At 59.8% G+C, this 23,274-nt stretch carries 17 protein-coding genes; 14 read left to right on the top strand and 3 right to left on the bottom strand.

The window, feature by feature from the left end; genetic code table 11:
- Positions 1-43: 43 nt before the first annotated feature.
- The 8 genes from KVG91_RS01350 (at position 44) to KVG91_RS01385 (ending at position 10,478) form a co-directional block, all read left to right on the top strand.
- Positions 44-1,588: an ABC transporter substrate-binding protein gene (locus KVG91_RS01350; RefSeq protein ID WP_404822400.1), complete on the top strand. Its 1,545-nt coding sequence runs from the start codon at positions 44-46 to the stop codon at positions 1,586-1,588.
- A gap of 171 nt (positions 1,589-1,759) precedes the next feature.
- The gene (locus tag KVG91_RS01355) at positions 1,760-3,160 is read left to right on the top strand and encodes an OprD family outer membrane porin (RefSeq protein WP_169374500.1); all 1,401 of its coding nucleotides are present in this window, start codon (positions 1,760-1,762) and stop codon (positions 3,158-3,160) included.
- An 81-nt stretch (positions 3,161-3,241) separates the two neighbouring features.
- On the top strand, positions 3,242-4,840 hold the full coding sequence (locus tag KVG91_RS01360) for an ABC transporter substrate-binding protein (protein WP_169374499.1): 1,599 nt from the start codon (positions 3,242-3,244) through the stop codon (positions 4,838-4,840).
- Positions 4,841-4,916: 76 nt separating this feature from the next.
- Positions 4,917-5,927, top strand: coding sequence for an ABC transporter permease subunit (locus tag KVG91_RS01365; protein WP_003171721.1), 1,011 nt, complete (start codon positions 4,917-4,919; stop codon positions 5,925-5,927).
- Between the two features lie 10 nt (positions 5,928-5,937).
- A complete protein-coding gene (locus KVG91_RS01370) occupies positions 5,938-6,849 on the top strand; it encodes an ABC transporter permease subunit (protein WP_169374498.1) in 912 nt (303 codons plus the stop codon).
- Positions 6,850-6,859: 10 nt separating this feature from the next.
- A complete protein-coding gene (locus tag KVG91_RS01375; protein ID WP_169374497.1) occupies positions 6,860-7,828 on the top strand; it encodes an ABC transporter ATP-binding protein in 969 nt (322 codons plus the stop codon).
- The gene (locus KVG91_RS01380; protein ID WP_076951129.1) at positions 7,828-8,799 is read left to right on the top strand and encodes a peptide ABC transporter ATP-binding protein; all 972 of its coding nucleotides are present in this window, start codon (positions 7,828-7,830) and stop codon (positions 8,797-8,799) included. The genes KVG91_RS01375 and KVG91_RS01380 overlap by 1 nt, the downstream gene beginning before the upstream one ends.
- Before the next feature lie 548 nt (positions 8,800-9,347).
- A complete protein-coding gene (locus KVG91_RS01385) occupies positions 9,348-10,478 on the top strand; it encodes a hypothetical protein (protein ID WP_169374496.1) in 1,131 nt (376 codons plus the stop codon).
- A gap of 646 nt (positions 10,479-11,124) precedes the next feature.
- Here the strand turns inward: KVG91_RS01385 and KVG91_RS01390 are convergent.
- Together KVG91_RS01390 and KVG91_RS01395 are read right to left on the bottom strand one after the other, a co-directional pair.
- Positions 11,125-11,370: a hypothetical protein gene (locus KVG91_RS01390; protein ID WP_169374495.1), complete on the bottom strand. Its 246-nt coding sequence runs from the start codon at positions 11,368-11,370 to the stop codon at positions 11,125-11,127.
- A 248-nt stretch (positions 11,371-11,618) separates the two neighbouring features.
- A complete protein-coding gene (locus KVG91_RS01395; RefSeq protein WP_049710031.1) occupies positions 11,619-13,202 on the bottom strand; it encodes a peptide chain release factor 3 in 1,584 nt (527 codons plus the stop codon).
- 296 nt (positions 13,203-13,498) lie between these two features.
- On the opposite strand from KVG91_RS01395, the gene KVG91_RS01400 reads away from it, so the two are divergent.
- From KVG91_RS01400 to KVG91_RS01425, 6 genes are all read left to right on the top strand, one after another.
- On the top strand, positions 13,499-14,251 hold the full coding sequence (locus tag KVG91_RS01400; RefSeq protein ID WP_370879572.1) for an ABC transporter permease: 753 nt from the start codon (positions 13,499-13,501) through the stop codon (positions 14,249-14,251).
- A 20-nt stretch (positions 14,252-14,271) separates the two neighbouring features.
- Entirely contained in the window at positions 14,272-15,168 is an 897-nt protein-coding gene (locus KVG91_RS01405) for a glycine betaine ABC transporter substrate-binding protein (RefSeq protein WP_169374494.1), read from the top strand.
- Between the two features lie 11 nt (positions 15,169-15,179).
- A complete protein-coding gene (locus KVG91_RS01410) occupies positions 15,180-15,833 on the top strand; it encodes an ABC transporter permease (protein WP_027604864.1) in 654 nt (217 codons plus the stop codon).
- Positions 15,830-16,987, top strand: coding sequence for an osmoprotectant ABC transporter ATP-binding protein OsmV (locus KVG91_RS01415; RefSeq protein WP_076951124.1), 1,158 nt, complete (start codon positions 15,830-15,832; stop codon positions 16,985-16,987). Before KVG91_RS01410 ends, KVG91_RS01415 begins: the two co-directional genes overlap by 4 nt.
- A gap of 477 nt (positions 16,988-17,464) precedes the next feature.
- Positions 17,465-18,628 (top strand): type III PLP-dependent enzyme, encoded by a 1,164-nt coding sequence (locus KVG91_RS01420; protein WP_049710035.1) that lies wholly within the window; start codon positions 17,465-17,467, stop codon positions 18,626-18,628.
- 127 nt (positions 18,629-18,755) lie between these two features.
- Positions 18,756-21,281: a PepSY domain-containing protein gene (locus KVG91_RS01425; protein WP_169374493.1), complete on the top strand. Its 2,526-nt coding sequence runs from the start codon at positions 18,756-18,758 to the stop codon at positions 21,279-21,281.
- A 135-nt stretch (positions 21,282-21,416) separates the two neighbouring features.
- Here the strand turns inward: KVG91_RS01425 and KVG91_RS01430 are convergent, their stop codons facing one another.
- Positions 21,417-22,958: an alkaline phosphatase D family protein gene (locus KVG91_RS01430; protein ID WP_169374492.1), complete on the bottom strand. Its 1,542-nt coding sequence runs from the start codon at positions 22,956-22,958 to the stop codon at positions 21,417-21,419.
- Positions 22,959-23,274: the final 316 nt, after the last annotated feature.

The raw sequence follows: 23,274 nt of genomic DNA on the forward strand, positions 1-23,274 counted from the left end.
TCTATCCGCAATTTTCGGCACCAGCCTGCTGGCTGTGGCCACGATGGGCCAAGCCGCCGACAAGCAGAGCCTGGTGTTCTGCTCCGAAGGCAGCCCGGCCGGTTTTGATACGGCGCAATACACCACCGCCACCGATAACGATGCGGCCGAGCCGCTGTACAACCGCCTGGTCGAGTTTGAAAAAGGTGCAACCAATGTCGTGCCTGGGCTGGCAACCAAATGGGATATTTCCGACGACGGCCTGACCTACACCTTTCACCTGCGCGAAGGGGTGAAATTCCACAGCAACAAGGAATTCAAGCCAACGCGGGATTTCAACGCCGACGACGTGCTGTTCACCTTCAACCGCATGCTTGACCCTGACCACCCGTTTCGCAAGGCCTACCCCACCGAGTTCCCCTACTTCAACGGGATGAGCCTGAACAAGAATATCGCCAAGGTCGAGAAAACCGACCCGCTCACCGTGGTCATGACCCTCAACACGGTCGACGCCGCGTTCGTGCAGAACATCGCCATGAGCTTTGCCGCGATCCTGTCGGCCGAATACGCCGAGCAGTTGCTCAAGGAAGGCAAGCCGAGCGAAATCAACCAGAAGCCGATCGGCACTGGCCCGTTCGTGTTCCAGCGCTATCAGAAAGATTCGCAGATCCGTTACGTGGGCAACAAACAGTACTGGGACCCGAGCCGGGTCAAGCTCGACCAGTTGATCTTCGCGATCAACACCGACGCCTCGGTGCGCGTGCAGAAACTCAAGGCCGGCGAATGCCAGGTGACCCTGCATCCGCGCCCGGCTGACGTCGATGCGCTCAAGGCCGATCCGAAGCTGCAACTGCTGACCAAGCCGGGTTTCAACCTCGGCTATATCGCCTACAACGTGCGCCACAAACCGTTCGACCAGCTTGAAGTGCGCCAGGCGCTGGACATGGCGGTGAACAAGCAGAGCATCCTGAATGCCGTGTACCAGGGCGCGGGGCAACTGGCCGTCAACGCCATGCCGCCGACGCAGTGGTCCTACGACGACAGCATCAAGGACGCCGCCTACAATCCGGAAAAAGCCAAGGAATTGCTCAAGGCCGCCGGCGTGAAGGAAGGCACCGAAATCACCCTGTGGGCGATGCCGGTACAACGCCCGTATAACCCCAACGCCAAGCTGATGGCCGAGATGCTGCAAAGCGACTGGGCCAAGATCGGCCTCAAGGTCAAGATCGTCAGCTACGAGTGGGGCGAATACATCAAGCGCACCAAGAACGGTGAGCACGATATCAGCCTGATCGGCTGGACCGGCGACAACGGTGACCCGGACAACTGGCTGGGCACCCTCTACAGCTGCGACGCCATCGGCGGGAACAACTACTCCATGTGGTGTGACCCGGCGTACGACAAGCTGATCAAGCAAGCCAAGGTCGTCACCGACCGCGAACAACGGACTGTTCTGTACAAACAGGCGCAGCAACTGCTCAAGCAGCAGGTGCCGATCACCCCAGTCGCCCACTCGACGGTCAACCAGCCGTTAAGCACCAAAGTCGAAGGCTTTAAAGTGAGCCCCTTCGGCCGCAACGTGTTTTCGGGCGTCAGCATTACCCCATAAGAAAATAACCGGATTGCAGGAGAGCGCCGTTGGCTCTCCAGCAAACGTGCAGCCATTTATTAGGATTTTTCCTACGGCAAACGTTTGCAAAGCTTGAAAAGAGTTACACACCCAATAGCCGGATCACCAAAAAAGACCGGCATTAAAAAGAGAACCAAAGGAGCTTCACACATGAAACTGAGCAGCAAAGCGCTTCTGGCCCTGGCCATCAGCAGCATCACGGCCACCGCCTATGCTGAACCCGTCAGCCAGGACTTCGTTCCGACCACACTGGCCGGCACCAGCGCGCAAAGCGAGGCCAAGGGCTTCATCGAAGACTTCAGCCTGGGCGGCACCACGCGTAACTGGTACTCCCATGAAAGCAAATACCGTGGGGGCACCTTCAGCTACGAGAAGCATGGCGTAACCCGCACCGACCGCAACCGTACCAACTGGGTGCAGGGCACCATCCTCAACGCCAGCTCGGGTTTCACCCAAGGCACCGTGGGCGTCAAGACCGAAGTAGCGGTATACAACGCCCTGGTACTGGATCGCAGCAAACGTGATATCAAAGGCGGCTCCAACCGCACGCTGGCTGATTCCGACGGCAACGCTGTAGACCAGTGGAGCAAACTGGGCCTGGCCAACGTGCAGTTCCGTGTGTCCAACACCACCTTGACCGCCGGTCGCCAGAACTTCAGCAGCGGCATCGTCGACACCATCGGCAACCGTGCACTGCCTTCGAGCTTCGAAGGTGTGAGCTTCAACAGCGAAGAGTTCAGCAACCTGTCGTTCCAGGGCGGCGTGTTCGATCGCGTTTCGCCGCGTACTGAACAGAGCCTGTCGAAATTCCGTACCGAGTACACCAGCAACTCCAACGTCGAAACCGACAAGGTTTACACCCTGGGCGCCAACTACCAGCCGTTCAAGAGCCTGAAGACCAGCATCTTCGGCGCCAATGTGAAGGACTTCTGGAACCAGTACTACTTCGGCGCGACCCACGAACTGGGTGACAGCCAGACCCTGGCACTGACCACCGGCCTGAACTACTACAAAACCGTCGATGAAGGCAAAAAGCTGATGGGGGATATCGACAACGATACCTACTCCCTGTCCCTGGGCCTGACACACCAGGCTCACAGCCTGACGTTCGCCTACCAGGCGGTTAACGGTAACGAGTACTTCGACTACCTGCACGAAACCAACGGCATCTACCTGGCCAACTCCCTGACGTCCGACTTCAACGGTCCAAACGAGAAATCGTTCCAGATCGCCTACGGCATCAACATGGCCGAATACGGCGTGCCGGGCCTGAAGTTCAACGTCTACTCCGCTCGCGGCTGGGGCATCGACGGCACCCACTACACCGGCAACCGCGGTGTGGTCGGCAAAGGCTACGACGGTATCCAGGTCCAGGACGGCGAAAAACACCAGGAATACGGTGTCGGCAGCTCCTACGCCATCCAGAGCGGCCCGCTTAAAGCCACTACCGTGCGCGCAACCTACGTTGAGCACCGCGGCAGCGAGTTCCAGTCCGACGGCAGCATCAAAGAGTTCCGTCTGGTCACCACCATCCCGTTCAACATTCTTTAATTAGCGCCAGGTAAACGGCGGGCTCAGGACGAGCCCGCCGTCTACGTTTTTACTGGTCCCATCGATTGCAGAGGGTTCCGAATGAAAATGCTCCCGCTACAAGCCGCCATGGCTGCCGCGCTGTTGAGCGTGGCGATCGGCGTTTCGGCCAAACCACTGGTGGTCTGCACCGAAGCCAGCCCGGAAGGTTTTGACCCGGTCCTGTACACCACGGCGGTGACCGCTGACGCCGCCGCTGAAACCATGTTCAACCGTCTGGTGGACTTCAAGCCCGGCACCACCGAAGTCGTTCCCGCGCTGGCCAAGGCCCTGCCCGAGATCAGCGCCGATGGCCTGACCTACACCTTCCACCTGCGTGACGACATCAAGTTCCACACCACCGACTATTTCAAACCCACGCGCAACCTGAACGCCGACGACGTGCTTTGGAGTTTCCAGCGCCAGCTGGACCCGAATCACCCGTGGCATAAAAAGTCCCTCGTGGGCTACCCGTACTTCGAAAGCATGGGCTTCAAGGAACTGCTCAAGAGCGTAGAGAAGACGGACGATCACACCGTCGTTTTCACCCTGACCCGTCCTGAAGCACCGTTCCTGGCCGACCTGGGCATGGCATTCTCTTCAATTCATTCGAAGGAATACGCCGACCAGTTGCTCAAGTCCGGCAAGACCGATGACCTCAACGCCAAGCCCATCGGCACTGGTCCGTTCATCTTCATCCGCTATCAAAAAGACGCCCAGGCGCGGTTCAAGGCCAACCCTGACTACTTCCGTGGCAAACCGGCAGTCGATCCGCTGATCCTGGCGATCAGCACCGATAACAACGTGCGCCTGCAAAAGCTCAAGGCCAACGAATGCCAGATCGCGTTGTTCCCCAAGCCGGATGACATTCCAAGCATCAAGAAAGATCCGAACCTGAAAGTCGATGAACTGGCGGCGATGACCACCAGTTACACCGCGTTGAACACCACCCACAAATACATGAGCGATGCGCGGGTACGTCACGCGATCAACATCGCGTTCGACAAGGCCGGCTATACCGAAGCCCTGTTTGGCAAAGGCAATGCGGTGGTAGGCACCGGCCCTTATCCGCCGACCTTGCTGGGTTTCAACGACAAACTGAAAAACCCGCCCCGCGACCTGGACAAGGCCCGCGCCCTGCTCAAGGAAGCCGGCGTACCGGAAGGCACCGAGTTCACCCTGTTCACCCGTAACGGCGGCGGCCCGACCAACCCGAACCCGATGCTCGGCGCCCAGCGCATGCAGGCGGATCTGGCGCAGATTGGCCTGAAGGTGAATATCAAAGTCATGGAATGGGGCGAGATGCTCAAGCGTGCCAAGAACGGTGAGCACGACATGGTTTCGGCTGGCTGGGTAGGTGACAACGGCGACCCGGATAACTTCCTTACGCCAAACCTGAGTTGCGATGCTGCGAAAAACGGCGAAAACTACGCACGCTGGTGTAACAAAGAGTTCCAAGACTTGATCGACAAGGCCCGCGCCGTCGCTGAACCCGGCCAGCGCGCTGCACTCTATGAACAAGCACAGGACGTTTTCGACAAGGACCAACCATGGCTCCCCATGGCTTACCCGAAACTGTTCACCGCCATGCGCAAGAACGTAGAAGGCTTCACCCAAAGCCCTCTGGGTACAAATAACTTCGCCACCACCCAGGTGAAGTAAATAAGAAAAACGCTCGGCGCCGTCGCGATTGACGGCGCCGGACCTGCCTAACCGGCTGATTGAGGTACACCACAAGATGTTTAGTTTTATTGCCCGCCGACTGGGGTTATTGATCCCCACGTTCTTCGGCATCACGTTGCTGACGTTTGCGTTGATACGCATGATTCCAGGCGACCCCGTAGAAGTCATGATGGGCGAACGCCGCGTCGACCCCGAGATGCACGCACAGGCAATGGAGCGCCTTGGCCTTAACAAGCCGCTGTATGCGCAATACCTGGATTATGTCGGCAAGCTCGCCCAGGGTGACCTTGGCGAATCGCTGCGTACCCGCACCAGCGTGTGGACCGAATTCACCGCCCTCTTCCCGGCGACCCTGGAACTGTCCATGGCCGCCCTGTTGTTCGCCGGTATCCTGGGCCTGCTGGCCGGGGTGATCGCGGCCTTGAAGCGAGGATCCCTGTTCGACCACGGGGTGATGGGCATCTCCCTGGCGGGCTATTCGATGCCGATCTTCTGGTGGGGCCTGATCCTGATCATGTTCTTCTCGGTCAGCCTGGGCTGGACCCCGGTGTCCGGGCGTATCGACCTGCTCTACGACATCGAGCCGCGCACCGGTTTCATGCTGATCGACACCCTGCTGGCTGACGAGCCGGACGCCTTCTGGGACGCACTGCACCACCTGATCCTGCCGGCCATCGTGCTCGGCACCATCCCGCTGGCGGTGATCGCGCGGATGACCCGCTCCTCGATGCTCGAAGTGCTGCGTGAAGACTACATCCGCACCGCCAAGGCCAAGGGCCTGTCGCCGGCGCGGGTGGTGTTCGTGCACGGCCTGCGTAACGCGCTGATTCCGGTACTGACCGTGGTCGGCCTGCAAGTCGGCACGCTGCTGGCCGGTGCGGTATTGACCGAGACCATCTTCTCCTGGCCCGGCATCGGCAAATGGCTGATCGAAGCCATCGGCGCGCGGGACTACCCAGTGGTTCAGAACGGCATCCTGCTGATCGCCTGCCTGGTGATCCTGGTGAATTTCGTGGTGGATATCCTCTACGGCTTCGCCAACCCACGCATCCGTCACCAGCGCTGAGATCATGACCATGACCACACCTACTCAAGTGTCAGCAGTCGATCAAAGCCTGCTGTACCCGTCCCCGTACAAAGAATTCTGGCAATCCTTCTCCAAGAACAAAGGCGCGGTTGCCGGCCTGTTGTTCATGTTGTTGATCGTGTTCTGCGCGATCTTCGCGCCGTGGGTAGCACCGCATAACCCGAGCGAGCAGTACCGCGACTTCCTGCTCACCCCGCCGGCTTGGCTGGAAGGCGGGCAGATCCAGTTCCTGCTGGGTACCGACGAACTGGGCCGTGACTTGCTCTCGCGCCTGATCCAGGGTTCGCGCCTGTCGTTGCTGATCGGTTTGTCGTCGGTGGTGATGTCGCTGATCCCGGGCATCCTGCTGGGCCTGTTCGCCGGGTTCTTCCCGCGCTTGCTTGGCCCGACCATCATGCGCCTGATGGACATCATGCTGGCCCTGCCCTCGCTGCTGCTGGCCGTGGCCATTGTCGCGATCCTCGGCCCTGGCCTGATCAACACCGTGATCGCGATCGCCATCGTGTCGCTGCCGTCCTACGTGCGCCTGACCCGCGCCGCCGTGATGGGCGAACTGAACCGTGACTACGTGACCGCCGCCCGCCTTGCCGGTGCCGGCCTGCCGCGCCTGATGTTCATCACCGTGCTGCCCAACTGCATGGCACCGCTGATCGTCCAGGCCACCCTGAGCTTTTCTTCGGCGATCCTCGATGCCGCCGCGTTGGGCTTCCTGGGCCTCGGTGTACAACCGCCAACCCCTGAGTGGGGCACCATGCTGGCTTCGGCCCGTGACTACATCGAACGTGCCTGGTGGGTCGTGAGCCTGCCGGGTCTGACCATTTTGCTCAGCGTGCTGGCAATCAACTTGATGGGCGACGGCTTGCGCGATGCGCTGGACCCGAAACTCAAGAACGCCGCCTGAGGAGATTCCCATGTCACTGTTAGAAATCAAGAATCTCAACGTGCGCTTCGGCGACAAGACCGCCGTGCCGGTGGTCGATGGCCTCGACATTTCGGTCGACAAAGGCGAAGTCCTGGCGATCGTTGGCGAGTCGGGCTCGGGTAAATCCGTGACCATGATGGCGCTGATGGGCCTGATCGAGCACCCCGGCATCGTCACTGCCGACGCCCTGAACTTCGACGGCAAGGACATGCTCAAGCTGAGCAACCGCCAGCGCCGCCAGATCGTCGGCAAAGACCTGGCGATGGTGTTCCAGGACCCGATGACCGCGCTGAACCCCAGCTACACCGTGGGTTTCCAGATCGAAGAAGTGCTGCGCCTGCACCTGAAGATGTCCGGCAAGCAAGCGCGCAAGCGAGCCATCGAACTGCTGGAAAAGGTCGAGATCCCGGGCGCTGCCAGCCGTATGGACGCTTACCCGCACCAACTGTCCGGCGGTATGAGCCAGCGTGTGGCAATCGCCATGGCCATTGCCGGCGAGCCGAAGCTGCTGATCGCCGACGAGCCGACCACGGCCCTGGACGTGACCATCCAGGCGCAGATCATGGAACTGCTGCTGGCCCTGCAGAAAGAACAGAACATGGGCCTGGTGCTGATCACCCACGACCTCGCGGTCGTGGCAGAAACCGCCCAGCGCGTGTGTGTGATGTACGCCGGCCAAGCGGTGGAAGTCGGCCAGGTGCCACAGTTGTTCGACATCCCGGCGCACCCGTACAGCGAAGCGTTGCTCAAGGCGATTCCCGAGCACAGCCTTGGCGCCACGCGCCTGGCCACGCTGCCGGGCATCGTTCCCGGCCGTTATGACCGCCCGCAAGGTTGCCTGCTGTCGCCGCGTTGCCCGTATGTACGCGACAACTGCCGCACCGAGCGCCCGGCCCTTGATCCGAAAACCAACAGCCTGGCGCGCTGCTTCTACCCCTTGAACCAGGAGGTGGCGTAATGGCCGTCGTTCTTACCGCCCGCGACCTGACCCGTCACTACGAAGTGTCCCGTGGCCTGTTCAAGGGCCATGCGCTGGTCCGCGCGCTCAATGGTGTGTCGTTTGAACTGGAAGCCGGCAAGACCCTCGCCGTGGTCGGCGAGTCGGGTTGCGGCAAGTCCACCCTGGCCCGTGCGTTGACGCTGATCGAAGAGCCCTCTTCGGGCTCGCTGAAAATCGCCGGGCAGGAAGTCGCAGGCGCCGACAAGGCCCAGCGCAAGCAATTGCGCAAAGACGTGCAGATGGTGTTCCAGAGCCCGTATGCCTCGTTGAACCCACGGCAGAAAGTCGGTGACCAGCTCGGCGAGCCGCTGCTGATCAACACCAACCTGTCCGCCGCTGAACGCCGCGAGAAAGTGCAGGCGATGATGAAGCAAGTGGGCCTGCGCCCCGAGCATTACCAGCGCTACCCGCACATGTTCTCCGGTGGTCAGCGCCAGCGTATCGCCCTGGCCCGCGCGATGATGCTGCAACCCAAGGTGCTGGTGGCGGATGAGCCGACCTCGGCGCTCGACGTGTCGATCCAGGCCCAGGTACTCAACCTGTTCATGGACCTGCAGCAGGAGTTCAACACCGCCTACGTGTTCATCTCCCACAACCTGGCCGTGGTGCAGCATGTGGCCGATGACGTGATGGTGATGTACCTCGGCCGCCCGGTGGAAGTCGGCCCCAAGGAAGACATCTACGCCCGCCCGCTGCACCCGTACACCCAGGCGCTGCTGTCGGCCACCCCGACCATTCATCCGGATCCGAACAAGCCGAAGATCAAAATCGTCGGCGAGTTGCCCAACCCACTGAACCCGCCATCGGGTTGCGCGTTTCACAAGCGCTGCCCGTATGCGACGGCGCGGTGCAGCACCGAGGAACCGCAGTTGCGGCCGTTGGATAACCGCCAGGTGGCGTGCCACTACGCGGAGCAATTTGTCGCCTGACCCTGCAACAAAAATGCCCTGAGTGATTAAGCCCAGGGCATTACACGTGTTCTACAGCCCTTCCCATCAGGTTGCGCATCAGCCTGGCGGGAGGGGCTTTCTTTTTGGCGATGCCTACGTTTGGCTGTCGCCTTCATCGTCAGGGTCATCGCTGTCGGGGCCGTCTGTGGTGGAGTCGTCGTCACCCTCGCTGCCGCCCTGGTCCTGATCGCCGGGTTTGCGCCAGGGATCAGGTGTCGCCGTCGTCGTAGGTTTCGCTGTCGACTCATGGCCCGTATGATCGATGAACTGACTTGTCGGCGATCGTGATTTACCCACATTTTGATTTTTCAGAAACAGCAGAACTTGGGATGACCAAGAATCGTGCGATAGGCAGACTTAACTGACGCGAATATAAGATGCCGCTGTGTACTTTTTAAAAAACGCTATCGTCAACTTTTATAATTCTAAAAAAATCTAAAAAACTGTCATTTATAACAGTACTCCACAGCCCTCGCTACTGATCAACTATCAGAGCACTTCCTAGATTAACGGCGAGGAATTTCAAAATGACCATTTTTACTGTGTACTTTTGCGGCACGAGTTCGACAAAGTACGACGACACAAAAGCGGCCTATTGGAACGGTGAGCTTGTATCTACACTGGCTCAAAACAACCAAGGCAGAGAGTTCGCGGACTGGATCATCATAAATGGACCCGGCAGTGGGAATCTGCAGAGTGACGAACTTTTTACGGACTCAGGCAACCATAGCAAAATTACGGGACAGGCATTTGGTCTAGGATGGGACGAGAATGTTAAACATGCAACAAACATCATGAAAGGAACGTTTGACTGGCAGAGAACGACATTGACAGAGGCAGACTACACTCAACTGAAGAATGCTGGAGTGCCGATCGAGGACGTTACAACTGAAGGCAGTTGGCTCTGGCGAAAATATAACTATGGCTCTCGCCACGTCACACAACAAGCCTTACAAGAACAGATCATCAAAACATTCCGAACAGGGGGTGTCATTCCGACGCAGGTTAACTTGATAGGTTGGAGCAGAGGCGGTATCAGCTGCACGATGCTTGCAAACGCCATGTTCGCGGACAGTCAACTCCAGCACATTCCGGTTAACATCTTCGCTATTGACCCCGTGCCTGGCTTGCTGAATCAACAAAACAACAGAACGGTGATCCACGACAATGTCAAAGAGTATGTCGGCTTTTATGCGAGAGATGAACGCTCGTTAGGTTTTGCTTGCGTGGTTCCTGGCGCAAGCTCCACCACTAAAATGCACATCTACCCCATGGCTGGGCGGCATGCAACATTAGTCGGTAATGCCGCAGCAAACGGCGTGAGTGGTCCCAAGACATTCTTTGAACCTGGCGATATCGTGCGTCACTACGCTGAGGTGTGTTTAACGCGCTGGGGCGTGTCTTTAGACAAAAAGCTCATGATGACAAAAGCGGAGCTGGATCAACGGTTGTCAACCATCAAAGCTTCGTTCGGCGCCTATACAGTGATGCGAGGCACAACCTATACAATGAGCACCGACATAAATGGTGAACGAGAAATATGTCTTAATACCCAAAACACCCATTTCACTGCCGCCCATGGCCCTAGTTTTGTGCCAGACAACGGGCTGTCAACTGGACATATCCTGACAAGTAATTACTTCGCGGACCTTCTGTAAATTCAGCAGTACTCAATGAGCACATCATCTCTGATCGGCAAATGCCGAATCTAATAGGGTATTTTGTTAGATTCGGCATTTCGGCTCACCGCAAACAATATCAACATGAAAAGCCATCAGTACACGGTCTTTAACAGCACCTCCAGCGCCTCCGCTTTTTTCGAGTGGACAACCATTATTCTGCCGCAGAACCCAAAGACTTTTCGATACGTTTAACAGCCGCAAACGAAGTCACTTGATTAATTCGGTCCTGGGCTGCCTGTACGATATCTGTCGCGGTCCACCCCAGCCAAGGACGTTCCAAAGGGCATATCGAAGACTCGCCCTACTTCGAAGACATTGTCTAAGAGGCGTTATCACAGGGATAAATAATTTCATCTAACAGGCTTGGAGGATTATTTAGCCTCCAATCGGTCAAAGCTCATCCATCAGGACTTGGTTTTTCACGGCCTTGTTGAATAGGCCCTTCCAACTTTTACTTATCGTTTCAACGCTCCGGGCGCGTACACGTTGATCAACTCAGACGAAAAGTGGACCTCGAATTCGTAAGTAGTGACACCGTTGCTTGGATGTTCGCAGGACGCGCAGGCATACGCCCCGGAACTATTCCGGGGCAACGTGTGGAACGCCGGGTTTACGCTAGGGATCAAGTATCGCCGTCATCATAGGTTTCGCTGTCTTCCCCTTCGTTGTAGGGGTTTTCCGCGTCTTCCTTGGGCGCGGGCTGGGCCTGGGGTTGCCAGCTGCCGGAGTTGACCTCTTGTTGCTTTTTCTTGGTGACCGGGCCGGTGTCTTTCCATTGGGGCGTTCCCGCGCCTGCATGCGCTGGGGCGCTCGAGAACCCCAGGGCGGCGAGCAATACCAGAAAGATAAAGCGCTCAACACTAGGCACGGTGTTCCCCTATTCTGTCATCGGAATGAGAAACGCTAGACCGGATGTCAAGTTCTCGCCAGTGCCATGACGAATGAAGATCAACATGCGGGAGCGGGCTTGCTCGCGAAAGCAGTGGATCAGGCAGTACATCTGGTGAATGACGCACCGCCTTCGCGAGCAAGCCCGCTCCCACATTTTTGATTTGCGCCAGCCAAAAAAAAGGGCGAAGCCATCACAGCTTCGCCCTTGTTTCTAGCGCTCAGCGCTTAATGGTGCTCACGCGTCGCGCGGAATTTCACATCCGGCCAACGCTCTTCCATCAATGCAAGGTTGACCCGCGTCGGCGCCAGGTACGTCAAGTGCCCACCGCCGTCGATCGCCAGGTTTTCCACGGCCTTGTTGGAGAACTCTTCGAGCTTCTTCTTATCGCTGCAGTCGATCCAGCGTGCGGAATACACGGTGATGGGCTCGTAGGAGCATTCGACCTTGTATTCCTCTTTCAAACGGCTGGCGACCACGTCGAACTGCAGCACACCGACGGCGCCGAGGATGATGTCGTTGCTGCGCTCGGGGAAGAACACCTGGGTGGCGCCCTCTTCCGCCAGTTGCTGCAGGCCTTGGCGCAGTTGCTTGGACTTGAGCGGGTCGCGCAGGCGTACGCGGCGGAACAGTTCCGGGGCGAAGTGCGGGATACCGGTGAAGCCCAGCGCTTCGCCTTCGGTGAAGGTGTCGCCGATCTGAATGGTGCCGTGGTTGTGCAGGCCGATGATGTCGCCGGCGTAGGCCTCTTCGAGCTGTTCACGCTCGGAGGAGAAGAAGGTCAGGGCGTCGCCGATGCGCACGTCCTTGCCGGTGCGCACGTGGCGCATCTTCATGCCTTTTTCGTAGCGGCCGGAGCAGATGCGCATGAAGGCGATACGGTCGCGGTGCTTGGGGTCCATGTTCGCCTGGATCTTGAACACGAAGCCGGTGAACTTCTCTTCAACCGGCTCGACGGTGCGCTCGTTGGCCACACGCGCCAAGGGTTTGGGTGCCCAATCCACCACGGCGTCGAGCACGTGGTCGACGCCGAAGTTGCCCAAGGCAGTGCCGAAGAACACCGGGGTCAACTGGCCGTCGAGGAACTCCTGCTGGTTGAATTCATGGCAGGCACCCTGCACCAGTTCCAACTGGTCGACGAAGCGGTCGTACTCGTCACCCAGGTGGGCGCGGGCTTCGTCGGAGTCGAGCTTTTCGATGATTTTCACATCGGTGCGCTCATGCCCGTGGCCGGCGGTGTAGACAATGATGTAGTCGTCGGCCAGGTGGTACACGCCTTTGAAGTCGCGGTAGCAACCGATCGGCCAGGTGATCGGCGCGGCCTTGATCTTCAGGACGGCTTCGATTTCATCCAGCAGCTCGATCGGGTCGCGGATGTCGCGGTCGAGTTTGTTGATGAAGCTGACGATCGGCGTGTCACGCAGCCGGCACACGTCCATCAATGCGATGGTGCGTGGCTCGACGCCTTTACCGCCGTCCAGAACCATCAGCGCCGAGTCCACCGCGGTGAGGGTGCGGTAGGTGTCTTCGGAGAAGTCTTCGTGGCCTGGGGTGTCGAGCAGGTTGACCATGTGGTCGCGATACGGGAACTGCATGACCGACGTGGTAATGGAAATACCCCGTTGTTTTTCCATTTCCATCCAGTCGGAGGTGGCATGGCGGTCGGATTTGCGCGATTTCACCGTGCCGGCCACTGCGATCGCCTTGCCCATCAGCAACAGCTTTTCGGTGATGGTGGTTTTACCGGCATCGGGGTGGGAAATAATGGCGAAAGTGCGGCGTTTCGCGACTTCGGCGGCCTGGTGGGTCATGGGAAATCGCCTGGCAGGTGAGTCAAAAAAGGGCGGCGAGTATAGCGCAAACCGGGCGCGCCGGACCACCGTTCACCCGGTTGGGGGTGGCTAAATGCGGCCAAGTGTGGAACCTTTTAAAAGGTGGAGACGTCCATTCCCCTGCCAACGCACTCGTGCCAGGGGCTGAAAAATCAGCAAGTTAGCCTGACGGGGCAGCGCTTATGGCTCGAACTCATGCCGCTTTTGACGGCATTGGCGAGCTGCATTTCGCGACCACATTCCGCTGACAGCCAGCCATGGCATGCCACGCGGGAATGTGTTCGTCGACAGAAGAAAAAAGGAGTCCGCCTGTGGCTATTCGCTATGGCAAAGGGCTTATGGGAGGCGCGGTTGTCGTCGCGCTCCTGGCCCTGCTGGTCCACTGGATCGGCATCAACACGATCGAACTGTACCGCGACGATTTAGTGTTCTACCTGCAAGCTCATCTGATCCTGGTTCTTGTCTCCATGCTGGCGGCCCTCGTTGTGGGCATCCCCGCCGGTATCCTGCTCAGCCGACCGAACATGGTCGGGCGCGCAGAACGCTTCATGCAGATCTTCAACATCGGCAACACGATTCCTCCCCTGGCCGTACTGGCCATCGCCCTCGGTGTCCTCGGCATCGGCAGCGGCCCGGCGATCTTCGCGCTGTTCCTCGCTTCCCTGCTGCCCATCGTGCGTAACACCTACGAAGGCCTGAAAAACGTCCAGGGTTCCCTGAAAGAAGCCGCCACCGGCATCGGCATGACGCCGCGTCAGGTGCTGTTGCGCGTGGAATTGCCCAACGCCGTGCCGATCATCATCGGTGGTGTGCGCGTGGCCCTGGCGATCAACGTCGGTACCGCACCGCTGGCGTTCCTGATTGGCGCCAACAGCCTGGGCAGCCTGATCTTCCCCGGCATCGCCCTGAACAATCAGCCGCAATTGCTGCTCGGCGCCGCGTGCACCGCACTGCTGGCATTGCTGCTGGACGGCCTGGTGACCCTGGCCAGCCGCCTCTGGCTGGAACGCGGGTTGCGTGCGTCTTGAGGCTTGGCAAAGGAATACGTATGAAAAAGCTGACATTGATACTGAGCTGCGTCCTGCTGTTTGCAGGCATCGCGCAGGCCGCTGAAAAACCGGTGATCCGCATCGGCGCGCGGGTGTTCACCGAACAGACCCTGCTGGCCGAGATCACGTCCCAGTACCTGCGCACCAAGGGCTATGACGCCCAGATAACCGGCGGCCTGGGCAGCAACCTGGCGCGCAGCGCCCAGGAAAGCGGGCAATTGGACCTGCTGTGGGAATACACCGGGGTTTCCCTGGTGGCCTACAACCATATCGACGAGAAACTCGACAGCGAACAGTCCTACGCACGGGTGAAAGAACTCGATGCGAAAAAAGGCCTGGTCTGGCTCTCGCCGTCGCGTTTCAGCAACACCTACGCCCTGGCCTTGCCCGACAACGTGGCCAAGGAATTTCCGCACATCAACAGCATCAGCGACCTGACCCAGGCCCTGGCGGAAAAAACCAAGGGCACGCGCCTGGTCGCCCTGGACACCGAGTTCGCCAACCGTTCCGACGGCATGGGCGGCATGGTCAAGCTGTACGACATGAACCTGACCCGCAAAAACACCCGGCAGATGGACGCGGGGCTGGTCTACACCGCGCTGCGTAATGGCCAGGTGTTTGCCGGCCTGGTCTACACCACCGACGGTCGCCTGAATGCCTTCAAACTCAAGCTGCTGGAAGACGACAAGCACTACTTCCCGGACTACACCGCCGCGCCGGTGATTCGCCAGGCGTATCTCGACCAGCATCCGCAACTGGCGGCTGAACTCAAGCCGCTGGCCGACCTGTTCGACGACAACACCATGCGCGAGCTGAATGCGCGGGTCGACGTCAACCATGAAAGCCCGTCCGCTGTTGCCGCCGATTTCCTGCGCCAGCATCCGATCAATCAATAAGAGGAGAAGACATGGAATTTCTGAACGCCTTTTCCCATCTTGATTGGGCCCAAGTCCTGCACCTGACCTGGCAGCACATTACGCTGGTCGGCATTGCAGTCATCTTGGCAATCGTCGTAGGCGTGCCCCTGGGCGTCTTGATGACCCGCTTCCCGACCTTGGCCGGCCCGCTGCAAGCCAGCGCAACGGTGCTGCTGACCGTGCCGTCCATCGCCCTGTTCGGCCTGCTGTTGCCGTTCTACTCCAAATTCGGCCAGGGCCTGGGGCCGATGCCGGCGATCACCGCCGTGTTCCTCTACTCCCTGTTGCCGATCATGCGTAACACCTACCTGGCCCTCACCGGCGTGGAGCCGGGTATTCGCGAAGCCGCCAAAGGCATCGGCATGACCTTCGGCCAGCGCCTGCGCATGGTCGAGCTGCCGATTGCCGTGCCGGTAATCCTGGCCGGTGTGCGCACCGCCGTGGTGATGAACATTGGTGTGATGACCATCGCCGCCACCATCGGTGCCGGTGGCCTGGGTGTACTTATTCTGGCTTCCATCAGCCGCAGCGACATGTCGATGCTGATCGTTGGCGCCGTGCTGGTCAGTCTCCTGGCCATCTTCGCCGACCTGCTCTTGCAATGGCTGCAACGCTCGCTGACTCCAAAAGGATTGCTCAAATGATCGAACTTCAAAACCTGACCAAGACGTTTCAAAGCAACGGCAAGACTGTGTCCGCCGTCAACGACGTAAGCCTGACCGTCAACGAAGGCGAAATTTGCGTATTCCTGGGGCCTTCGGGCTGCGGCAAAAGCACCACGCTGAAGATGATCAACCGCCTGATCAAGCCGACCTCGGGCAAGATCCTGATCAACGGCGAAGACACCACCGACCTCGACGAAGTGACCCTGCGTCGCAACATCGGCTATGTGATCCAGCAGATCGGCCTGTTCCCCAACATGACCATCGAGGAAAACATCGTGGTCGTGCCCAAGCTGCTGGGCTGGGACAAGCAGAAATGCCACGACCGCGCCCGCGAGTTGATGAGCATGATCAAGCTGGAACCCAAACAGTACCTGCACCGCTATCCGCGCGAACTGTCCGGCGGCCAGCAACAGCGCATCGGCGTGATCCGTGCGCTGGCGGCGGATGCGCCGTTATTGCTGATGGACGAACCGTTCGGCGCGGTCGACCCGATCAACCGCGAGATGATCCAGAACGAGTTCTTCGAGATGCAACGCGCGCTGAACAAGACCGTGATCATGGTCAGCCACGACATCGACGAAGCTATCAAGCTGGGTGACAAGATCGCGATCTTCCGCGCCGGCAAGCTGCTGCAGATCGATCATCCGGACACCCTGTTGGCGCATCCGGCCGATGAGTTCGTCAGCAACTTCGTGGGCCAGGACAGCACCCTAAAGCGCCTGCTGCTGGTGAAGGCCGAGGATGCGGCGGACAACGCGCCGTCGGTGAGCCCGGAAACCCCGGTGGCCGAAGCGCTGGAACTGATGGACGAACTGGACCGTCGCTACGTGGTGGTCACCTGTGCCGAAAATAAGGCACTGGGTTATGTACGCCGGCGCGACCTGCACCGTCAGACCGGTACCTGCGGCCAGTACCTGCGCGAGTTCAACGCCACGGCGGCGTATGACGAGCATTTGCGCATCCTGCTGTCGCGCATGTATGAGTTCAACCGTTCGTGGTTGCCGGTGATGGATGCGGAGCGGGTGTTTTTGGGTGAAGTGACCCAGGAGTCGATTGCCGAGTACCTGAGTTCGGGTAAGTCGCGCGGCGGCAAGACCAGTATCGTTTCGCCGGCCGAAACCGCACAGGCCTGATCTGACACAACTCGGTTGAAACTGTGGGAGCGGGCTTGCTCGCGAAAGCGGTGCATCAGTCAATATTTCGCTGACTGGTACACCGCTTTCGCGAGCAAGCCCGCTCCCACATTTGGACCTGCGGTGTATCCAGAAATACCTTCAATTCCCCACCTGCGGGGAACATCATTCCGTCACACCGGTCGGTTACATAAGTAGCTGCACGCGGTCGCGCGACGAACGCGTGCAAAAACGCGACATTTTTTGTTGATCCCACGCCCATCAAGCCCTAAAGTTCGCGCCGAACGTCCATGCTGGAAACGATCCATCCGGCTCAAGTACTGACGACGAGACAGCAAGGCCAAGGGAAGCATCCATTCCCATGGCCTTTTTGCTTTCGGCGACATGCCTTGGGAAGTAGGCGAACCAAAGTGGGGATACGGAGGACGTTCATTTGCACCCATTGCTAATTTCAGTTTGCCCCTAGGAGTCTCCAGCATGTCGATCAACGTCGAAGATTATTTCGCGCGCGCCACCTTTGACAAAATGAAGGCGTTCGCCGACAAGCAAGAAACCCCGTTCGTGGTGATCGACACCGCGATGATCAGCCAGGCCTACGATGACCTGCGCGCCGGTTTCGAATTCGCCAAAGTCTATTACGCGGTCAAGGCCAACCCTGCCGTCGAGATCATCGACCTGTTGAAAGACAAGGGTTCGAGCTTCGACATCGCCTCGATCTACGAGCTGGACAAGGTCATGGACCGCGGCGTCAGCGCCGACCGTATCAGCTACGGCAACACCATCAAGAAATCCAAGGACATCCGCTACTTCTACGAGAAAGGCGTGCGCCTGTTCTCCACCGACTCCGAAGCCGACCTGCGCAACATCGCCAAGGCCGCGCCGGGTTCGAAAGTGTACGTGCGCATCCTCACCGAAGGCTCGACCACGGCTGACTGGCCGCTGTCGCGCAAGTTCGGCTGCCAGACCGACATGGCCATGGACCTGCTGATCCTGGCCCGTGACCTGGGCCTGGTGCCGTACGGCATCTCGTTCCACGTCGGTTCGCAACAGCGCGACATCAGCGTGTGGGACGCGGCGATCGCCAAGGTCAAAGTGATCTTCGAACGCCTGAAGGAGGAGGACAACATCCACCTCAAGCTGATCAACATGGGCGGCGGCTTCCCGGCCAACTACATCACCCGCACCAACAGCCTGGAAACCTACGCCCAAGAGATCATCCGTTTCCTCAAGGAAGACTTCGGCGATGACCTGCCGGAAATCATCCTGGAGCCGGGCCGTTCGTTGATCGCCAACGCCGGCATCCTGGTCAGCGAAGTGGTGTTGGTGGCGCGCAAATCGCGTACCGCCGTCGAGCGCTGGGTATACACGGACGTGGGCAAGTTCTCCGGCCTGATCGAAACCATGGACGAAGCCATCAAGTTCCCGATCTGGACCGAGAAGAAGGGCGAGATGGAAGAAGTGGTCATCGCCGGCCCCACCTGTGACAGCGCCGACATCATGTATGAAAACTACAAGTACGGCCTGCCGCTGAACCTGGCGATCGGTGACCGCTTGTACTGGCTGTCGACCGGCGCGTACACCACCAGCTACAGCGCGGTTGAGTTCAATGGCTTTCCGCCATTGAAATCGTTTTACGTATAAACGCAGCGGCAAGCAAAAGCCCACGACCTGTCGTGGGCTTTTTTGTGCTTAAAAGGAATGTTTCTCGACAAGGCACGGCATAATGCGCGCCCTGTCCTACATATTCAGATAGACGAGGCCGTCAGACGTGTTGAAGAAAACCCTGTTCCAGTTGCACTGGTTCTTCGGCATTACCGCCGGGCTGGTGCTGGCCTTGATGGGGATCACCGGGGCTGCGGTCTCGTTTCAGGATGAAATACTGCGGGCGCTGAACCCGAGCGTGCTGACCGTGGAGAAACGCGAAGCCGGGGTACTGCCGCCCGCCGAACTGGTGCGCAAGCTGGAGGCCAGCGCAGGCCAGACCGTCTCACGGCTCTGGGTGGAAAGCGAAAGCGGCAACGCCGCGCGGGTGCTCTTCACCTCACCGGCGGGTGAGCCGCGCGCCCAGTTGCGCTACTTCGACCCCTACACCGGCAACTTCGTGGGCGATGTCGTCGGCCAGGACCTGTTCGAGTTTATTCTGCAGTTTCACCGTTTTCTGGTCATGGGCGAAACCGGCCGGCAGATCACCGGCGCCTGCACGCTGATCCTGGTGTTTTTCTGTCTGTCCGGCTTGTACCTGCGCTGGCCACGCCAAGTGGCGAGTTGGCGAGCCTGGTTGGCCGTGGACTGGCGTAAGAAGGGCCGCAGCTTCAACTGGGACCTGCACTCGGTGTTCGGCACCTGGTGCCTGCTGGCCTACCTGCTGTCGGCACTGACCGGCCTGACCTGGTCCTACGATTGGTACAGCCAGGGCCTGATCCGATTGCTCTCCGACGCGCCACAGAACGAACGGGTGCGCAAGCGCGGCCCGACGCCAGAGGGCGCGGCGCAAGTGGCCAACTACGACGCGATCTGGAGCAGCATCTACAGCAACGCCGGCCCAGGCTTGAGCGCCTATAACATCCGCATGCCAGCCGTCGCCGGGCAACCGGCCACGGTTTACTACCTGCTGAAAGATTCGCCCCATGATCGCGCCGTGAACCAGATCAACCTGGATCCGGCCACCGGCGAGGTCACTGCCCACGACAGGTATGCCGGCAAGTCACTCGGTTCTCGGCTGCTGACCAGCGTGTACGCGCTGCACACTGGCAGTTACTTTGGCCTCGCGGGGCGGATCATCCTCACGCTCAGCTCGGTGCTGATGCCCTTGTTCTTCATCACCGGCTGGCTGCTGTACCTGGACCGTCGGCGCAAAAAACGCCAGGTGCGTGATGCGCGTAAAGGCCTAGCGCCCCATACCAGCGACGCCCCGGCCTGGCTGATCGGCTTTGCCAGCCAAAGCGGTTTCGCCGAACAACTGGCCTGGCAGACCGCCGGCCAATTGCAGGCGGCCGGTTTGCCGGTGAAGGTGCAGCCTTTGGGCAGCGTCAGCCAGGACGACCTGCGCCAGTCGGAAAATGCGCTGTTTGTGGTCAGTACCTTCGGCGACGGCGAAGCCCCGGACAACGCCCGTGGTTTCGAGCGCAGCGTGCTCGGGCAGGACCTGTCGCTCAAGGGCCTGAACTACTCGGTGCTGGCCCTGGGCGATCGCCAATACGAACACTTCTGTGGCTTTGCCCGGCGCCTGCATTTCTGGTTGACCAACCAAGGGGGCAACCCGTTGTTCGCCCCTGTCGAAGTCGACAGCGGCGACACCACGGCGCTGCTGCACTGGCAACAGCAGCTCGGGCAACTGACCGGCCACGCGCCCGCAACGGCCTGGCCGCTTGCACAGTATGAAAACTGGACACTGAGCCAACGCCGCCTGCTCAACCCCGGTAGCAGCGGCTCGCAGGTCTATCTGCTCGGCCTCAGCTCGCCATCGCCACACCGTTGGCAAGCCGGCGACCTGGTGGAAGTGCTGCCACGCAATTGCTCCCGGGCCATCGAGCACTTCCTCGAAGGCCTGGGCCTGGCCGGCAGCGACGGCGTACTGATCGACGACATGCCACAGACGCTCAACCAGGCCCTGGCCACGCGCCAACTGCCGGACAACCGCGCCCATCTGGTGGGCCTGCACGCCCAGGCTCTGGTCAATGCACTGGTGCCTCTGGGCATGCGCGAATACTCCATCGCCTCGATTGCAAGCGAAGGTGTGCTGGAACTGATCGTGCGCCAGGAACGCCACCCCGACGGCAACCTGGGTCTGGCCAGCGGCTGGCTCACCGAGCACGCCGCCCTGGGTTCGAGCATCAGCCTGCGCCTGCGCCGCAACAGTGGCTTCCACCTGCCGGACGCACCGGTGCCGCTGGTCCTGGTGGGCAACGGCACCGGCCTGGCCGGCCTGCGCAGTTTGCTCAAGGCACGCATTGCCGACGGCCAGCAGCGCAACTGGCTGCTGTTTGGCGAACGCAATATCGCCCATGACTTCCTGTGCCAGGACGAGCTGCAAGGCTGGCTGGCCAGCGGTGACCTGGCGTTGCTGGACCTGGCGTTTTCCCGCGATCAGGCGGAGAAAATCTACGTGCAGGACCGCCTGCGCGAATCCGCCGAGGTGTTGCGCAAGTGGCTCAACGAAGGCGCGGCGATTTACGTGTGCGGGAGTTTGCAGGGGATGGCGGCCGGGGTGGATCAGGCGCTGGTGGATATAGTGGGGAGCGAGGCCGTGGAGCGGTTGATCGAACAGGGGCGCTATCGTCGGGATGTGTACTGATCCCTCACAGACACTGAAGATCAAACTGTGGGAGCTGGCTTGCCTGCGATAGCGGTGTATCAGCAACACATCTGCAAGCTGACCCACCGCTATCGCAGGCAAGCCAGCTCCCACAGTTTTTGATCGCATTCTAACTCAGGCGGGTTGCAGCTTTTGCTCGAACACCGAGACGCCATCCAAGTCCCGCAAAATCACGGTCAACTCCGCCGTCTGCCCATCAATCTGCACCTCGCCAAAAAACTGGAATCCTGCAAATGGTGAAGTGTTCTGCGCCGGCGGCGCTTTTTCAAACACCACTTGCGGCCCAAAAGTTTTGTCCAACGGGTTGGGCCCGAAACTCCCCGCGTTCAGCGGCCCGGCGACAAATTCCCAGAACGGCTCGAAATCCTGGAACGCCGCGCGGTCCGGGTGGTAATGATGCGCCGCGCAGTAGTGCACATCCGCCGTCAGCCACACATGGTTGCGTACCTGTTGGGCCCTTAGAAACCCCAGTAACTCGGCGATTTCCACCTCGCGGCCTTGCGGCGCACCCGGGTCGTTATTGGCGATGGCCTCCCAGCGCGGCACGCCGGGGCTCACTTCGCCGTCGGGCACGCCAAGGCCAATGGGCATATCAGCGGCAATGACTTTCCACTGCGCCTGGGACGCTTTGAGTTCGCGCTTGAGCCAGTCGAGTTGTTCGCGACCGAGAAAGGGTTTTTCAGCGCCCAGGTTGTCGTCGTTGGGCCCGCGATAGCTGCGCATGTCGAGCACGAACACATCCAGCAATGGACCATACCCGAGCTTGCGATAAATCCGCCCGCCCCCGTCGGCGGCCTGTCGGCGCATCGGTGAATATTCCAGCCAGGCCTGGCGCGCGCGGCCCACCAAGGTGTTGATGTCCTTGACCTGGTAGCGCTCATCGAGCGGCTTGCTCGGCGACCAGTTGTTCACCACTTCGTGGTCGTCCCACTGCCAGATCTGCGGCACCTCGGCGTTGAACCTGCGCACGTTTTCATCCATCAGGTTGTAGCGGTAATTGCCGCGATAATCGTCGAGGGTTTGCGCGACTTTGCTCTTGGCCTCGGTGGTGATATTGCGCCAGATGCGCCCGCCTTCGGTGGCCAGTTGCGCCGGCACCGGGCCGTCGGCGTAGATGGTGTCGCCGCTGTGGATAAAGAAGTCCGGCAGGCGCAGGCGCATGGCTTCGTAGATGCGCATGCCGCCGATGTCCGGGTTGATGCCGAAGCCTTGGCCGACCGTGTCGCCGCTCCACACAAAACGGATGTCGCGACGCTGTTGCGGCACGCTGCGCAAGTGGCCGAACCAGGGTTCGCTGGGGATGCCGGTCTGGGCATCTTCGAAGTGCACGCGGTAGAAAATCGCCTGGTCGGTGGGCAGTCCGGTGAGTTCGACGCGGGCGGTAAAGTCGCTGCGATTGTCGGCCAGGGGTGAGATGAACCGGCGTGGGTTGCTGAACACGCTGCGGGTGTCCCACTCCACCACCATGCGCGCCGGGCGGTCGCTGCGGCTCCAGATCATGGCGCGGTCGCCGAGCAGGTCACCGGACTGCACGCCGTCGGTGAGTTGCGGCCGGTCCTTGACCGAAGCGATCACCGCCGGGGCCAGGCCCGGCAGCAACAGACCGGCACCGACGGCTTGTATCACGCGGCGGCGGCCAAGATCGAAGTGGCTCATGCGGGTGCCCTCTTGAGTCATCAAAAGAGCAACTTAAGCACGGGTGAATGAAGCAGAGATGACACCGCCCTGTGGGAGCTGGCTTGCCTGCGATAGCCATAGGTATCTACACAACTTTCAAAGGCTGACAAATTTCCCTGTAGTGAGCGGGCTTGTCCCGCGCTGGGTGGCGAAGCCGCCCCAATAAAGACGCCGCGCGGTTTCAGACAAACCCAATTCGCCTGGTTTGGGGCCGCTTCACAGCCCAGCGCGGGACAAGCCCGCTCACTACAAAAATGTGTAGATACCCATGCTGCGATAGCGGTGTATCAGTCAC

The sequence above is a fragment of the Pseudomonas azadiae genome (assembly GCF_019145355.1).
GTDB classification, from domain to species: Bacteria; Pseudomonadota; Gammaproteobacteria; order Pseudomonadales; family Pseudomonadaceae; genus Aquipseudomonas; species Aquipseudomonas azadiae.